Source organism: Gilliamella sp. X-60 (genome assembly GCF_057063585.1).
The window spans coordinates 41,637-56,690 of record NZ_JBXSQJ010000020.1; the positions used below are offsets into that span (position 1 = coordinate 41,637).

Here is a 15,054-nt window from a genome sequence, read left to right on the forward strand (position 1 = left end):
ATAGGCAATAAGGGCAGCTGGGCACAATTTTATTTTGAAAATGTGGTTGGCTGCCCTTATTCATGCTTTTCTTGACTAAGCGATTTGTTTAGCCGTTAATGTTGGATTATCGCTAATAAATGATTGTAAAAATGTGCTATCGGGTAGTGCTGTTAACGCGCCTTTTTGGGTTGTCGCTAAGGCACCGCAAGCACTAGCTATCGTCATCATGCTTTCTAACATGAGTTTATCTTCAGGCATTCCTGATGAGGCAATACTACTAAGTAGTCCTGCTACAAAGGCATCACCCGCACCGGTGGTATCAATACTATTTACTTGGTACGAATCAAAAGAAAATGTTTTACCTTGCCATAATACAATACTGCCATCTTTACCTTTAGTGATTAACTTTAATGGTGCTTTATAGTGCTGTTGTAGTTTACTTAATGCTTCATGCCAGTCATTGCATTGCGTGAGCCAAAATAGTTCTTCATCTGATAGTTTAAGGATATCGGCATCATGACAAAATTGAGTAATAGTTGTGCGCATTTCATCTTTATTTGCCCACATCTGCTCACGCAAGTTAACATCGAAGCTAATTAAGCCATTTTTAGCGGTAAGGTTTTCAATGGCAGTTTTAAGCGTTTGCCGACAAGTGTGGCCGACTAGCGCCAAAGAGCAAAAATGTAAAATATCTTGGTTAAAATCAGGTATCGCTTGCTGAGACAAAAATTGATCAGCAGAAGGTGAAACCAAAAAAGTAAAACTTCGCTCTCCATTTTGACCTAAATCAACAACAACGGTACTTGTTTTATGGTGATCATCCTTTTCAAGGCTTTGGCAATCAACATGATATTCAAGAAACGTTTTTTCCATAAAATGACCAAAAGGATCATTTCCCACTCGGCCAATAAAAGCGGAAGGTAACCCTAATTTTGCAATACCAATTGCGACATTAGCAGGTGCGCCGCCAGCACAAGCTTTATAATTCATATCACCAAATGGCAATAAATCAATAACAGCATCTCCAAGAGACCAAACTTTAGTATTATTCATTTTTTACTCGATTATAATTAGTGACTAAGGTAATCTAACATAAAAAAAGATTACCGCTAAGCTTTGTAAAATACGTCATCTTTTTGCTTTTTAATAAAGTCATTGATGTTTAATTTATTGTTGAATTAATGATGGTTATTTTTTAATTAGTTTGTTATAGACTAAATCATTTGGCAAAAAATTCATTGTTAACGTTAAAAATGTGTGACTATCATCACATATTTTAATGCTAACTTTATTAATGGTTAACGTTAACAATTAAATTAATATACTATCTGATAAAGGTATCTACTATTGGATAAAAAAGGGGTTTTTATGTCTACTGCTATAGATAAAGCTAATCAAGCTGTTAAAAATTTAGAAAAAGTGATGAATAAACAATACTATCCTCATTTTCATTTAGCACCCTTAGCTGGTTGGATGAATGATCCTAATGGTTTGATTTACTTTAACGGTCAATATCATGCTTTTTATCAGCATCATCCTTACGATGAAAATTGGGGGCCAATGCATTGGGGGCATGCTGTTAGTGATGATTTGGTTACATGGCGTAGATTGCCAATCGCAATTGCCCCTGATCAAGAATTTGATAAAAGCGGTTGTTTTTCGGGATCTGCTGTTAATAATCATGGCGAATTGTGTTTAGTTTATACAGGTCATCTTTGGTTAGCAGGTCAAGGTAATGATGAGCAGATTCGGCAAGTCCAATGTCTGGCAAGTAGCAAAGATGGTATTCATTTTGAAAAGCAAGGTACAGTACTTACGCCAAAAAATGGTATTATGCACTTTCGCGATCCTAAAGTGTGGCAACAACATGGCAAGTGGTGGATGGTGGTCGGTCAACGAACACCAAATGATGTGGGGCAAGTTTTACTTTATAGTTCAGATGACTTAAAAAATTGGATATTTGATCATGTCGTGGTAAGTGATATCGATCCTGATGTTTATATGCTTGAATGTCCAGACTTTTTTCCGCTAGGTGATAAATGGGTTTTGATGTTCTCGCCACAGGGTATGAAAGCAACAGGCTATCAGTACCGTAATCGATTTCAATCAGGTTATATTGTGGGTGATTGGCAACCAGGGCAACAATTTTCAACGGTTAAACCTTTTCAAGAGATGGATTTTGGGCATGATTTTTATGCACCGCAATCATTTCTTGCTGCTGATGGGCGTCGTATTGTGTTTGCTTGGATGGATATGTGGGAGTCAGCGATGCCGAGCAAAAAAGATAAATGGGCTGGTGCATTTACGCTGCCGCGTGAACTCATTTTAGATCAAGATAATAAAGTCCGAAACCGCCCGATTAAAGAACTTGAAGCATTGCGAGAAAATCCGGAATTATTTGGTGAAATAATGCTGAGTAGTGAAATTAAACACACCAATATTCAATCCATTAGTTGCGAACTTACTATTGAATTTGATTTAACACAAAGTACCGCTGAACGCTTTGGTTTACAACTAGCAGCAACTAATGATGGTAAGCAGGCGACACTTTTGTATATTGATCTACAATCAGAACGCCTTATACTTGATCGCAGTTTATCCGGTCCTGAATTAACCGGTTATCGTAGCGTACCGCTACCAAAAACAGATAAGCTAACTTTGCATATTTTTGTTGATGCCTCCTCTGTCGAGGTTTTTGTTAATGATGATTTGTATAGTCTCACTAGTCGTATTTATCCACAATTACCGGCCGAGCGAGTCATCAACCTCTTTGCTGAAAACGGAAAAGCGAAAGTTAAAAAATTGGAAAGTTGGCAATTGAAATCTATTTATGCGTAATATCAATTCACTGCCTTTTGGCAGTGAATTTTCGTTTTAAAAACTGCATTTTTATCGCCCTATTCCATATAATCACAAACAATAAATCATGATTTAAAACTATCAATGCAGCGCATTATTTTTTCACTACTCTATTGGTTTAGTGATTATTTAGCTTTTGTTTTGCATCTCGTTTATCATAAACCCCAAAATGGTCTACAATTGTACTACTGGCTTTATTTAGCCCTAACACTTCCACTTGTGCACCTTCTTTGCGGAATTTAATCACCACTTTATCTAAAGCCGCTACAGCGGTTATATCCCAAAAATGTGCATGGGTAAGATCGATTGTTACCTTTTGTATAACCTCTTTTAAATCAAATGAACTAATAAATTTTGTAGAGGAAGCAAAAAATACTTGTCCATACACGGTATAAATACGTTGTTCCTTGCTGGGTTGCTCTGTTTTTATTTGTAGGTAATGAGCGACTTTATTGGCATAAAACAGCGATGCCAGTAATACCCCAACAAATACGCCATAAGCAAGGTTATGGGTAAATACAACGACAACTACAGTTGCCAGCATCACAATATTGGTTGAAAGTGGGTATGATTTCAGGTTTTTAATCGAGTCCCAGCTAAAGGTACCAATGGAAACCATGATCATCACTGCTACTAACGCAGCCATTGGAATTTGGCTTACCCAGTCTTGTAAAAAAACAACTAATAATAAAAGTACAGTTCCAGCGATAAATGAGGATAGACGCGTTCGTCCGCCTGACTTCATATTTATAATTGATTGCCCAATCATTGCGCACCCCGCCATACCGCCAAAGAAGCCTGTCACGATATTAGCAATACCTTGTCCCTTGCATTCTCGGTTTTTATCACTCGGCGTATCGGTAATATCATCTACAATGGTTGCGGTCATCATTGATTCTAATAAGCCGACAATGGCTAATGAAAGAGAGTAAGGCAGAATAATCAATAAGGTATCAAGCTTAAAAGGGACATTCGGGAGTAAAAACGTAGGCAAGCTGGTGGGTAATGTACCCATATCACCCACCGTGCGTATATCCATGCCAAAATACATATAGATACCGGTAAGAATAAGAATGCAAAGTAGCGGTGAAGGAATCATTTTTCCTATTTTGGGGATATAAGGGAACAGGTAAATAATGCCAAGCCCAGCAATGGTCATTGCATAGACATGCCATGTGACATTGGTTAGCTCAGGAAGTTGTGCTAAAAAAATTAAGATGGCTAATGCATTAACAAAACCCGTTACCACAGAGCGAGAAACAAAGCGCATTAAGTTCCCTAATTGAAGAAAACCAGCAATAATCTGAAAAATACCGCATAAGATTGTCGCGACCAGTAAATATTCAACCCCATGTGCTTTAACCAGTCCGGCAATGACGAGCGCCATTGCACCAGTAGCGGCAGAAATCATTCCTGGGCGACCACCGGCAAAAGCAGTAATAACCGCTATACAAAAAGCCGCATACAGCCCCATTTTAGGGTCAACACCGGCAATAATAGAAAAAGCAATTGCTTCAGGAATAAGGGCAAGTGCTACAACGATGCCCGATAGAACATCATTTCTGATATTGGAAAACCATTGTTTATGTAAAGATTGCATTGAATTTAATCACCACTGAAAAAAAGAAAATTGCCGCGTGAAGCAATGCACTTATAAGGTTATCAAAAGTTGATAGGAAAGATATGACTTGTGTGCATCACGCGAGTAACTATAATTATTCTTGATAGAAAGAACGCGCAAAAAGCTACACAGGTATACTCCATAATGAAATTATATTTTTTATAATAATAGAACTTAACCCATTGTACAATGAATAATTTTCTCATTATCTTTGAAAATTATAATATTTTTATTGCTTAAAAATTTTAATCTAACCATGCAAATTTAAATGATGCCGTTGCAATAGATCTATTTATTATAGGATTTAATGACGGCATTAACCGTCATCATTAAAAGCAAAATAGACAAAATTGAAAATGGGATTGGGCATTGGCAATTAAACAATGTTTTAGATCTGTTTTTTTTATGCCTTTATTTGGTTTGAGCTAATATATTTTATTTCAATTACAAAGAGGCTCTTTCTAAATAAGGTGATGCTACCTGTATTATCTCTTTTTGGCTTTTGCCATGAATAATATGTAACGCAGCTTTTTGGCCAATTTCATAATGAGGCAACTGGACTGTTGTTAATGGAGGATAAAATAGTTCACCCGTTCCCACCATATTATCGTAACCTAATACAGCAATGTCATTTGGAATACTTAATCCTTGACCGAGTAAAAATTGATAAGCAACAAAAGCGATTCGATCATTACCACAAATCAGTACATCAAAATCAGGTGTTTTATGACAATGTTGTTTCAATATATCAACCGTCATCATATATTCTTGTGCAAGGTCATCTGATAATATTGAGGTGTGATAACTGTTAATAGCATTTAAATGATAACCCGCATCGAGCCACGCTTGCTCAACGGCTTTACGTCTGGTTTTGCCTGCTAATGTGTTTTCTGATAAATAGATACATAGCGGCTTTTTATAGCCTTTATTTATGACCTGTTGCATGGCTTGATATTGACCTAAATAGTCATCAGGAATGTAGCAAGCAAGTTGCTTTGAATCGCTTATACAGTTAGCTAATACAACGTTTTTATCTAATAACTTTTCAGGTAGTTCAACTTTTCTTAATCCCATTGTGGTATAGATGATACCGTTAGGGCGATATGACAGTAGGGTATTAATAGCATGATCGGCATCTTTATCATCAAATAAATTAACAATAAAAGTATTCCATCCATGATTTTGGGCTGTTTTTTCTATGGCTTGGAGCAATTCTACTGAAAACGGTGTCATGGCGGTTTCTAATGCTAAAACACCAATAGCAGAAGGTCCTGAGTTATCACCACGAATCTTTCTTGCCGATAAATCAGGCACATAATTAAGTTGCTCAATAGCTTGTTTAACGCGTTTATAAGTTTCTTTATTTAATTTGTCAGGATTATTTATTGCACGTGAAACCGTCATCAGTGAAACAGATGCTAATTTTGCAACATCCTTAAGTGAAGCCATTGTTAATCCTTTTGCTTAACAAGATAAAATTATTATCGGTCATTACTTATGGGAGATGATACCACAAATATAAATGATAAAAAGTGTGAGGAGGTTAACATTTATGATAATCGATTCTATCTATTTCGTATTAAATATGGTCATAATGTTAACATTAACATGTTAACGTTAAACTTCATCAAACTTCAACAATATAAGAGTAATAAACATGAATATGATACAAAATAGAAACTATTGGTTCTCGTCTGGTTACCTTATTACGTTTTACGCTGCGTGGTCGCTTTGGTGGTCTTTTTATGCCATTTGGTTAAAAGGTAAAATTGGCTTATCGGGCGAACAGTTAGGTATTGTTTATGCAGCTAATTCTGCCGCAGCCATGTTTTTTATGATCTTCTATGGCATTATCCAAGATAAATTACAAATAGGAAAAGCGGTAGTAACCTTTCAAAGTATTATTATGGTGCTTATTGGTCCATTCTTAATTTATGTGTATGAACCTTTATTGAAAAATGATTTTATTTTTGGTGTGTGTATCGGAGCCCCTGTTTTAAGTGCTAGCTTTATTTCAGGTAGTGCTTTGATTGATTCGTTTATTGAGCGTATTAGTCGATTATTTGGTTTTGAATTCGGTCCTGCGCGTTTTTGGGGATCGTTTGGTTATGCGGCTGCCACCTTTGTTGCGGGTATTTTATTTAGTATTGATCCGCATATTAACTTTTGGATGGCATCGGTGGTTGCTGCTATCTTTTTAATTATTAATATTGTATTTAAGCCAACACACTATCAAGGATCGCAGACCGAAAATAACAATACTGCTTTAACAGAAAAAACATCGACCATACCCACAATGGGTGAAATTTTCTCACTATTTGGCTTACAAAAATTTTGGTTGTTTGTCTTGTTTGTTATTGGTACTTACAGCTTTTATACCATCTATGATCAGCAATTATTTCCGAATTTTTATACCAGTTTTTTTGAAAAGAAAGAAGATGGTTATCAAGTTTATGGCTATTTAAATTCTTTCCAAGTCTTTTTAGAAGCAACTTGTATGATTATTGCGCCTTATTTTATTAATAAAATGGGGGCTAAAAAATCATTATTAGTTGCCGCATTGGTTATGATTTGCCGAATTGCGTTATCGGCAACATTGGATAATATTTATTTGATTTCTTTCGTTAAACTCTTTCATGCGATTGAAATTCCACTATTTATTTTAGCAATGTTCAAATATATTGTGGGTAATTTTGATGCAAGATTATCAGCGACCCTTTATTTAGTTGGGTTTAATATTTCATCCAATCTTGGCGTTATTGTGTTGTCATGGTTAGTTGGTAAATTATTTGATAATACCGGATATGCGACAACATTTTATGTCCTTGCCGGTGTTGTTTTACTGACTTCGGTGATAGCAATATTTACTTTAAGCGATGAGCAAAAATCAAAACAATAATAATTTTAAATTCGCATTAACAATAATAACAAAATGGAAACATGGAATTTCCATTTTGTTTTTTAACGTGATGATAAATGAATACAAAACTTGCTTCTAGGTTAAGTTTGCGAAACAATGTTAACAATTTTAGTTATTGTGTACAGGAACATGTCGTGAACGATGCAAAAATAGTTGTTAAACCCGAGATGTTATGGCAAGCCATTCGACAAGAAGCATCGACATTAGTCGAAAGTGAACCAATGCTGGCGAGTTATTTCCATGCAACTTTACTCAATCATGAAGATCTGGGTAGTGCTTTAAGCTATATTTTAGCTAATAAGCTTGTTTCTCAGGTTATGCCGGCTATTGAAATTCGTGAAATTGCTCGGCAAGCATATAAAGCTGATGAAAATATTATTCAGTCCGCAATAAACGATATTCTAGCTGTTTATATTCGCGATCCAGCAACTCATTATTATTCAACGCCACTGCTTTATTACAAAGGTTTTTTATCACTACAAGCTTATCGAATTGCACATTGGCTTTGGCAGCAAAACCGTAAATCATTGGCTATTTTTTTACAAAGCCAGATTGCGATAGTGTTTGGGGTAGATATTCACCCAGCAGCAAAAATTGGCTATGGGGTGATGTTTGATCATGCGACAGGCATTGTGATTGGTGAAACCGTGGTAATTGAAAACGATGTTTCTATTTTACAATCTGTCACCTTAGGTGGCACGGGTAAACAAAATGGTGATCGCCACCCAAAAATTTGTGAGGGTGTGATGATTGGTGCACACTCCACGATTTTAGGCAATATTGAAATAGGCAAAGGGGCTAAAATTGGTGCAGGTTCAGTTGTGTTAGATCCTGTGCCACCGCATACCACCGTTGCCGGCGTGCCAGCAAAAGTGGTGGGTTGCCCTGATTGCGACAAGCCAGCTTTAAATATGGATCAAGATATTTAATTGTTATTAAAGAATAAAAAACGCCGCAAATAGATATCGACGGCGTTTTGTATAACTGTTACTTAGTATTAAGGTTTACATCCATGGTTGGATATGGAATATTGATATTATTTTCAGTTAGCCCATTTTTGATATTTTCAAGCAATTCACCTTTTACGGTGCCGTAATTTTCATTTAATGTCCAAACTAAAACATTAAAATTCATTGAGGAAGCATCTAATACATCTAATCGAATGGTTGGCTCTTTGGTGGTTAATATATTATTGGTTTTATCAACGGCTTGTTTTAATACTTGATAAACTTTTTGAATATCTGAATTATAACCCACATTAATCACCAAATCTAAACGTCTTTCAGGCAAACGTGTATAGTTAATAATATTGGCACTCACTACCTGACTATTCGGGATCACAACAAGTTCATTCGTTGGGGTAACAATAGAGGTTGAGAAGATTTGTATAGAATCAATAACGCCTTGCTGGCTATTGATGATGACAGTTTCACCGACTTTAAATGGGCGAAAAATAATTAAAATAACCCCAGCGGCAAAGTTAGATAGCGAACCTTGTAATGCTAAACCAATCGCTAAACCAGCGGCACCAATAACAGCAACAATCGAGGCCGTTTGTACGCCTAATTGACCTAAAACGGCAACCAAGGTCATGACAATGATGACATAGTACGACAAAGCACTGACAAATTTAACAACGGTCGGATCAACGTGTCGGTTGAATAATATCCGTTTTAATTGGTTGCTAATAAATCTAGCAATTGTTCTACCAATAACAAAAATAAGAATAGCAAAGCAGAAATGAGCGATATAGCTAAATACAACCCCATCATATCGTTTGATAAAGGTAAGGGTATGATTTAAGAAATCTTCAAAATTCATCTTATTATCCTCGGTAATAGGGAATAGAAATTTCTGTTAATGTGTTTTTGTGCAAAATTGGCTAAACCAGTTGTTTAACTAATAAAGTCCAACGTGTATCAAAATTAGTGGTTGGTAGATATTTAAAACCTGAACGAGAATAACGCGCCATCATACCTTCACAATAAGCTAATAACTGGCTAGATAAAATCCGTTCGTCTGTTATAAAAGCCACTCCCTCACGAATTTTTCGTTCACGTAAAACTTGTTTAATTTGAGTTTCAATGCGTTCAAATAGCTGGCTAATTCGCTCTTGTAACTGTTCTTGCTCAAACATTAATGCATGACCGGTCATAATTCTGGTTAATCCCGGGTTTTTTTCAGAAAAACCTAATATCAAGGCAAGAATAAGTTGTAAACGCGTAAAGGTATTAGGCTCATCTTGAATAATCACATTAATGCGCGACAATAAAATATCTTCAATATAGATAATTAAGCTTTCAAACATTTTTGTTTTGCTTGGAAAATGTCGATATAACGCTGCTTCAGACACACCAACTGTTGCGGCTAATTTGGCTGTCGTAATTCGTTGAGTACCTTCATTAGATTCAAGCATTTTTGCCAATGCTTGTAAAATATCTTCTTTACGATTTTTATTTTTGCTACTCACAGTCATTTTTTACCCGAATGCCCAAATCCACCTTCTCCACGCGCTGACTCAACAAATTCATCAACAATGTTAAATTCGGCTTGTACAACCGGAACAATAATTAATTGGGCAATTCGATCGCCTGCCTCAATAACAAAAGGCATTTGACTACGATTCCAAACTGGAACAAATAATTGGCCTTGATAATCAGAATCGATTAAACCGACCAAATTACCAAGCACAATACCATTTTTTGAACCAAGCCCTGAACGAGGTAATACTAAAGCAGCCAAACTAGGATCGGCAATATGCATTGATAAGCCCGTCGGCGTTAAGATTGTTTCACCTGGTTTGATTTCGGTGGTTTTATCAAACATCGCGCGTAAATCAATGCCAGCAGATCCTTCGGTTGCATAGGTTGGGAGTGGAAATTCATTACCCAAACGTTGGTCTAATACTTTTATATCAATTTTTCTTTTCATCATGACTCGCTTTATATCGTGTTATAACAGCTTGAAGTAACTGTGTTGCTAATTGTTGTTTACTGCTTAATGGTAACGTTTGCTCACCATTTTGCCAATATAGCGTTAATGTATTTTGATCAGAATTAAAGCCGATGGTTTTATCTGAAACATCATTAGCGCAAATTAAATCTAGATTTTTTGTGATTAATTTTTTTAGTGCATAAGTTTTGACATCATGAGTTTCTGCTGCAAATCCTACCACAAAAGGGCGATTCGTTTTTAGTGCTGCGACACTTGCTACAATATCGGGATTTTTTACTAATTCAATAATAAGTTCTTCGTTATCGCTGGTTTTTTTGATTTTTTGTGTCGCAATTGTTTTGGCATGATAATCGGCAACCGCTGCGCACGAAATAAAAATAGTTGATTTTTGCGCGCAATTTAATGCTTCATCATACATCTGTTTAGCGCTTTTAACGTCAATTCGCTTGACACCATTTGGTGTATCTAAATGGACTGGTCCACTAATTAATGTAACGGTAGCCCCCATTTGCGCCGCCGCGTTTGCAATTGCAAAGCCCATTTTTCCTGAACTATAATTACTAATGTAACGAACTGGATCGATTTCTTCGATCGTTGGGCCTGCTGTAATGGTAATGGATATGTCTGAAAGTACTGAAGTTGCTTTAAAATAGAGTGCAAGTTCTTCAACAATTGCGTGTGGCTCAAGCATACGCCCTGGTCCAATATCACCACAGGCTTGGAACCCGTTATCTGGTCCTAAAATTAAGGTATTTCTTGAGGCTAATACTGATAAATTATGTTGAGTTGCCACAGCTTTATACATTTGTTGATTCATTGCTGGAGCAATGGCTATTGGTGCTGGCGTGGCTAAGCAAATGGTTGATAACAGGTCATCAGCAATACCATTGGCCATTTTGGCAATAATATTGGCAGTTGCTGGCGCAATTAAGACTAAATCAGCCCATTTGGCCAGTGCAATATGACTCATAGAAAGCTCGGCCGACGGATCAAAGAGATCACAAGATACTTGATTGCCAGAAACAGCTTGCAGGGTCATTTTAGTCACAAAATGGCTAGCTGAATCCGTCAGCACGACATGCACTTGCGCACCGGCTTTTTTTAAATGGCGAACAAGATCAGGGCATTTATATGCAGCAATGCCACCTGTAATGCCTAACAAAATATGTTTACCCGATAGACTCATGATCAAGCTTCCTTCACATCAAGATGAAAGCGCTATATTACCACAATTCAGTTAGATAATAAGTAGCTCTTTTGCATTGGCTAATGTTGCCTCTGTAATTTTATCGCCACCTAATAATCTGGCTAACTCATTTAACCGTCCATTTTCATCCAATTTTTGCATATCGGTTGAGGTTTGTTTGCTATCTGTTTGTTTACTAACAAAATAGTGCTGATTTGCTTGCCCTGCCACTTGTGGTAAGTGTGTGACGGTAATCACTTGGGTCGATTGCCCAAGTTGCCTTAATAGTTGCCCCACTTTCGCTGCGGTTGGACCACTAATACCAACATCAATTTCATCAAAAATTAAAGCAGGAGTATCCATTTTTTGCGCCGTTAAAACTTGAATGGCTAAGGCAATACGTGATAATTCACCACCAGATGCCACTTTAGCAAGCGGTTGTGGATTTTGACCAGCGTTGGTGCTGACTAAAAAGATGACTTGATCGGCGCCATCTTCATTTAATCGATTTTCGTCAAAAGCGATATCGATACTAAATTGCCCATTAGGCATGGATAATTCATGCATAATGGTGGTTACTTTTTTGGCTAAAGTTTTACTTATTGTGATCCTTTTTTGATGCAATTTAGCGGCAATGTCAACCGCAAGTTGATGGTATTTACTAATATCAGTTTTAAGTTGTTCGCTCTGTTCATCCTGTTGATTAATTTGTTTAAATTCAGCTAACAAGGTCTGATGCAAATCGGGTAATGCTTCGGGGGCAACATGGTGCTTTCGCGCTAAAGCAATTTGTTTAGATAATCGCTGTTCAAGCTGCATAACGCGAGCTGGATCAATTTCTAAACGTTCACTATAGTGACGAAGTTCGTAGCTAGCTTCTTTAATCTGAATGGAAGCCTCGTCAAGCATGTTACAAACATTATGTAAAGTTGGGTCGAGCTCAACCAATTCTTGAACACTATTTTTAACACTACTGAGCAAATTACTGACGTTATATTCATCGGCTTCATCTAACAACATTACAGATTGTTGACTTAGATTGATTAATTGTTCACTGTTGGACAATCGTTTGTATTCTTCATCAATTTGTTGATATTCACCAGAAATTGGTGAAAATTCGTTTAACTCTTTTAACTGATATTGTAAAAGCTGCATATGCGCATCACGCTCTTGCCGTGTAGTTTGGTATTGCTGGTAAGCTCGTGTTGCTTCTTTCCACTGTTTATAGGCTTGCTGCATTTGGGCGAGCAAGGTGGGTTCATTCATATAATGATTTAGTAACAACTGTTGATAATCACTGCGTAACAGGCGCTGATGTTCATGTTGCCCATGAATTTGAATCAACATTTGCCCCAAATCTTTTAATTGCGAAATAGGTACCGCACGACCATTAATAAATGCTTTAGAACGCCCATCTTGATTAATCACTCTGCGTAAAATGCATTCATTGCCCTCATCAAGCTGATTTTCTCTCAACCACGCAAATGCAGCCGGCGTATCATCAAGCACAAAGCTTGCAGAAATATCAACACGATCAGCACCATGCCGAATAGATGAGGCATCAGAACGATTACCCAAACATAATCCTAATGCATCAATAGCAATAGATTTCCCCGCGCCCGTTTCACCCGTAATAGCGGTCATCCCCGTAGTAAAGTCAACAAGAAGCTGATCCACAATAGCAAAATTATTAATAGTTAGTTGAGTTATCATAATAAATTAATACATAAGGCTAGTTATAATATTGGCAGTATAGCAGTAAAAACACTGTAAATAAATACAGGTGATTATTTTTATTTTTTGAGGGGGTTTTGGGGATATTTACAAGTTCTATTTATATGAAATCGAAACTATTTCATCTAGGCGGTATGCAACTTTTTGATGTTATTTACTATTTGGTTTATCAAAATTACTATCATTTATTGAATTTTGATTTAAATAGTCAATAAATTATTAAAGTTAAATGGGCTTTAAGGACAAAGAAATGTATCTCGATTTTTGTACACGGTTTATGTACATTCCTCTTTTTAAACGATCATATTGTAACTATCCCCTAAAATAGTACAGTAAAAGAGTAGAAAATTCTCTTTATTAACCCACAGAGGATTTAAATATGAAAAAAATGACTGAACATCAGATTGTATCTATTACTAAATATTTTTTCTTAACAATAGGATTCAATGTATAACTTAGAACTCTTACACTTAGTCCTAAACGTTTATGAGCATCAAAAATCAAACTACTACTTAAATTATCTAGCTTCTTATCCATTTTTCTATCTCCCTAAAATGATTAATTAATATAACTGCCTCTCGTTCTACGGTCTTAACAAAACTATTATAAATACGAAGTCTATCTTGAGTCGTCAGACTTTCTATCTGCTGAAAAATACTATTTATGTCATGTTGTATATCTGGTATAAAAGAATGTAATAGTTCATCCATATATTTCTGAGAAGAAAAATGGGGGCCGTAATAAACCATAGCACCATAAAGAAGTGGTTCAAATAAACTATGTCCTTTTAAAGAGGAGTCAAAAGAACCAAATACAATCGATGCGTGTGACATAGAATAAATGCGATTCAAAACCCCATAACTTTTTACAAAAACAATATCTGACAATATATTTTCAATATCGTTACATTCCGATATAACCTCTACTTGATTATTATATTGCTTTTTAATCACCTGAATAAAATCATCAAAAAAATTAATATGTCTGGGCACAAGTATTATTTTATAATCAAGATGAATTAATTTAGATAAAAGAACATTAACAGTATTAAGTTCATTGGGATGAAAATTAGAAATTGCTATTACTTTCCTTTCGGAAGTGATATTTTCAACACCATTAACGCGAATATTTAAGGGAAGTTTGTAGCTAGGCACAACCGACACATTAATATCTGGCATTATATGTAGCAGTTTTGTTCTAAGGTCATCTGTTTGTACATAAGCATTTTTAATTGGCGAAAACATTAACTCTCTATAATACCTGTTACTAAGACGTTGTATTGTTTTATCTGAAATATGACCATTTAAAAGTATCACCTCTCGCTTTAGCATATTCATTACTGCAAGAAAGTTTGGCCAAAAATCATGCTCAATAATTATTGCTTTTTTGATATGAAAGTGACTAAGAAACAAAGTTTGATGAATTAATGAATCAAAAGGAAAATATAATATTTTCAAATTCAGTTTATTCTTATGTAGTTTTTTATAAGCCTGAATAGATGTTACTGTTAATATAATATTTTCATTTGATTCTGGTTCAAATGAATTAATTAAATTAATTGCTGCATCAACTTCTCCTAAAGATATTGCATGAATCATTATATAATTCTTTTTATTCCATCGATGAAACAAAGAAGTAAGAAAATAATGTTGACCAATATGTTGTAAATTTGTAAATACCCCAAACCTAGTACACAACTCACGTAGAAAATCATGCTGCTTGTTTTAGTGTTTTATACTCAATCGGTGTCATGTTATTTAACGCCTCATGCGGTCTTTCGGTATTATAAATCGTTAA

The 15,054-nt window shown here is 35.8% G+C and carries 13 protein-coding genes; 3 read left to right on the forward strand and 10 right to left on the reverse strand.

Translation table 11 applies throughout. The features are described 5' to 3' along the window. Positions 1 to 75: 75 nt before the first annotated feature. Positions 76 to 1,035, reverse strand: a complete 960-nt coding sequence (locus ACYIAM_RS10280; protein WP_483748181.1) for an aminoimidazole riboside kinase — start codon at positions 1,033 to 1,035, stop codon at positions 76 to 78. 315 nt (positions 1,036 to 1,350) lie between these two features. Here ACYIAM_RS10280 and ACYIAM_RS10285 point away from each other — a divergent pair, with 315 nt between their 5' ends. Continuing rightward, positions 1,351 to 2,820 carry a glycoside hydrolase family 32 protein gene (locus tag ACYIAM_RS10285; protein ID WP_483748182.1) on the forward strand — a complete coding sequence of 490 codons (1,470 nt, stop codon included), beginning with the start codon at positions 1,351 to 1,353 and terminating at the stop codon, positions 2,818 to 2,820. A gap of 139 nt (positions 2,821 to 2,959) precedes the next feature. On the opposite strand, the gene ACYIAM_RS10290 is transcribed toward ACYIAM_RS10285, so the two are convergent. Together ACYIAM_RS10290 and ACYIAM_RS10295 are read right to left on the reverse strand one after the other, a co-directional pair. Further along, the gene (locus tag ACYIAM_RS10290) at positions 2,960 to 4,441 is read right to left on the reverse strand and encodes a SulP family inorganic anion transporter (RefSeq protein WP_483748183.1); all 1,482 of its coding nucleotides are present in this window, start codon (positions 4,439 to 4,441) and stop codon (positions 2,960 to 2,962) included. Positions 4,442 to 4,906: 465 nt separating this feature from the next. Then, positions 4,907 to 5,911, reverse strand: coding sequence for a LacI family DNA-binding transcriptional regulator (locus ACYIAM_RS10295; protein WP_483748184.1), 1,005 nt, complete (start codon positions 5,909 to 5,911; stop codon positions 4,907 to 4,909). Between the two features lie 208 nt (positions 5,912 to 6,119). Between ACYIAM_RS10295 and ACYIAM_RS10300 the strand changes: the two genes are divergently transcribed. Further along, positions 6,120 to 7,361, forward strand: a complete 1,242-nt coding sequence (locus ACYIAM_RS10300; protein ID WP_202984936.1) for an oligosaccharide MFS transporter — start codon at positions 6,120 to 6,122, stop codon at positions 7,359 to 7,361. A 188-nt stretch (positions 7,362 to 7,549) separates the two neighbouring features. After that, the gene (cysE, locus tag ACYIAM_RS10305; RefSeq protein WP_483748191.1) at positions 7,550 to 8,311 is read left to right on the forward strand and encodes a serine O-acetyltransferase; all 762 of its coding nucleotides are present in this window, start codon (positions 7,550 to 7,552) and stop codon (positions 8,309 to 8,311) included. 58 nt (positions 8,312 to 8,369) lie between these two features. Here cysE and ACYIAM_RS10310 read toward each other — a convergent pair whose 3' ends face one another. The 7 genes from ACYIAM_RS10310 to ACYIAM_RS10340 form a co-directional block, all read right to left on the reverse strand. Continuing rightward, positions 8,370 to 9,203, reverse strand: a complete 834-nt coding sequence (locus tag ACYIAM_RS10310; protein ID WP_174796429.1) for a mechanosensitive ion channel domain-containing protein — start codon at positions 9,201 to 9,203, stop codon at positions 8,370 to 8,372. Between the two features lie 61 nt (positions 9,204 to 9,264). Further along, complete coding sequence (gene slmA / locus ACYIAM_RS10315) at positions 9,265 to 9,858, reverse strand: nucleoid occlusion factor SlmA (RefSeq protein WP_174796430.1); 594 nt, start codon at positions 9,856 to 9,858, stop codon at positions 9,265 to 9,267. After that, on the reverse strand, positions 9,855 to 10,313 hold the full coding sequence (dut, locus tag ACYIAM_RS10320) for a dUTP diphosphatase (RefSeq protein WP_174796431.1): 459 nt from the start codon (positions 10,311 to 10,313) through the stop codon (positions 9,855 to 9,857). The genes slmA and dut overlap by 4 nt, the downstream gene beginning before the upstream one ends. Continuing rightward, positions 10,297 to 11,523 carry a bifunctional phosphopantothenoylcysteine decarboxylase/phosphopantothenate--cysteine ligase CoaBC gene (gene coaBC, locus ACYIAM_RS10325; RefSeq protein WP_483748185.1) on the reverse strand — a complete coding sequence of 409 codons (1,227 nt, stop codon included), beginning with the start codon at positions 11,521 to 11,523 and terminating at the stop codon, positions 10,297 to 10,299. Before coaBC ends, dut begins: the two co-directional genes overlap by 17 nt. A gap of 51 nt (positions 11,524 to 11,574) precedes the next feature. Continuing rightward, a complete protein-coding gene (gene recN / locus ACYIAM_RS10330) occupies positions 11,575 to 13,236 on the reverse strand; it encodes a DNA repair protein RecN (RefSeq protein WP_483748186.1) in 1,662 nt (553 codons plus the stop codon). A 542-nt stretch (positions 13,237 to 13,778) separates the two neighbouring features. Beyond that, on the reverse strand, positions 13,779 to 14,954 hold the full coding sequence (locus tag ACYIAM_RS10335; protein ID WP_483748187.1) for a 3-deoxy-D-manno-octulosonic acid transferase: 1,176 nt from the start codon (positions 14,952 to 14,954) through the stop codon (positions 13,779 to 13,781). Between the two features lie 13 nt (positions 14,955 to 14,967). Then, on the reverse strand, positions 14,968 to 15,048 hold the full coding sequence (locus tag ACYIAM_RS10340; protein ID WP_141670356.1) for an integrase core domain-containing protein: 81 nt from the start codon (positions 15,046 to 15,048) through the stop codon (positions 14,968 to 14,970). Positions 15,049 to 15,054: the final 6 nt, after the last annotated feature.

What these genes read in the sequence shown, in the direction of transcription:
- ACYIAM_RS10280 (WP_483748181.1), bottom strand. Translation starts at nt 1,035, where the DNA reads ATGAATAATACTAAAGTTTGGTCTCTTGGAGATGCTGTTATTGATTTA.
- ACYIAM_RS10285 (WP_483748182.1), top strand. Translation starts at nt 1,351, where the DNA reads ATGTCTACTGCTATAGATAAAGCTAATCAAGCTGTTAAAAATTTAGAA.
- ACYIAM_RS10290 (WP_483748183.1), bottom strand. Translation starts at nt 4,441, where the DNA reads ATGCAATCTTTACATAAACAATGGTTTTCCAATATCAGAAATGATGTT.
- ACYIAM_RS10295 (WP_483748184.1), bottom strand. Translation starts at nt 5,911, where the DNA reads ATGGCTTCACTTAAGGATGTTGCAAAATTAGCATCTGTTTCACTGATG.
- ACYIAM_RS10300 (WP_202984936.1), top strand. Translation starts at nt 6,120, where the DNA reads ATGAATATGATACAAAATAGAAACTATTGGTTCTCGTCTGGTTACCTT.
- cysE (WP_483748191.1), top strand. Translation starts at nt 7,550, where the DNA reads ATGTTATGGCAAGCCATTCGACAAGAAGCATCGACATTAGTCGAAAGT.
- ACYIAM_RS10310 (WP_174796429.1), bottom strand. Translation starts at nt 9,203, where the DNA reads ATGAATTTTGAAGATTTCTTAAATCATACCCTTACCTTTATCAAACGA.
- slmA (WP_174796430.1), bottom strand. Translation starts at nt 9,858, where the DNA reads ATGACTGTGAGTAGCAAAAATAAAAATCGTAAAGAAGATATTTTACAA.
- dut (WP_174796431.1), bottom strand. Translation starts at nt 10,313, where the DNA reads ATGAAAAGAAAAATTGATATAAAAGTATTAGACCAACGTTTGGGTAAT.
- coaBC (WP_483748185.1), bottom strand. Translation starts at nt 11,523, where the DNA reads ATGAGTCTATCGGGTAAACATATTTTGTTAGGCATTACAGGTGGCATT.
- recN (WP_483748186.1), bottom strand. Translation starts at nt 13,236, where the DNA reads ATGATAACTCAACTAACTATTAATAATTTTGCTATTGTGGATCAGCTT.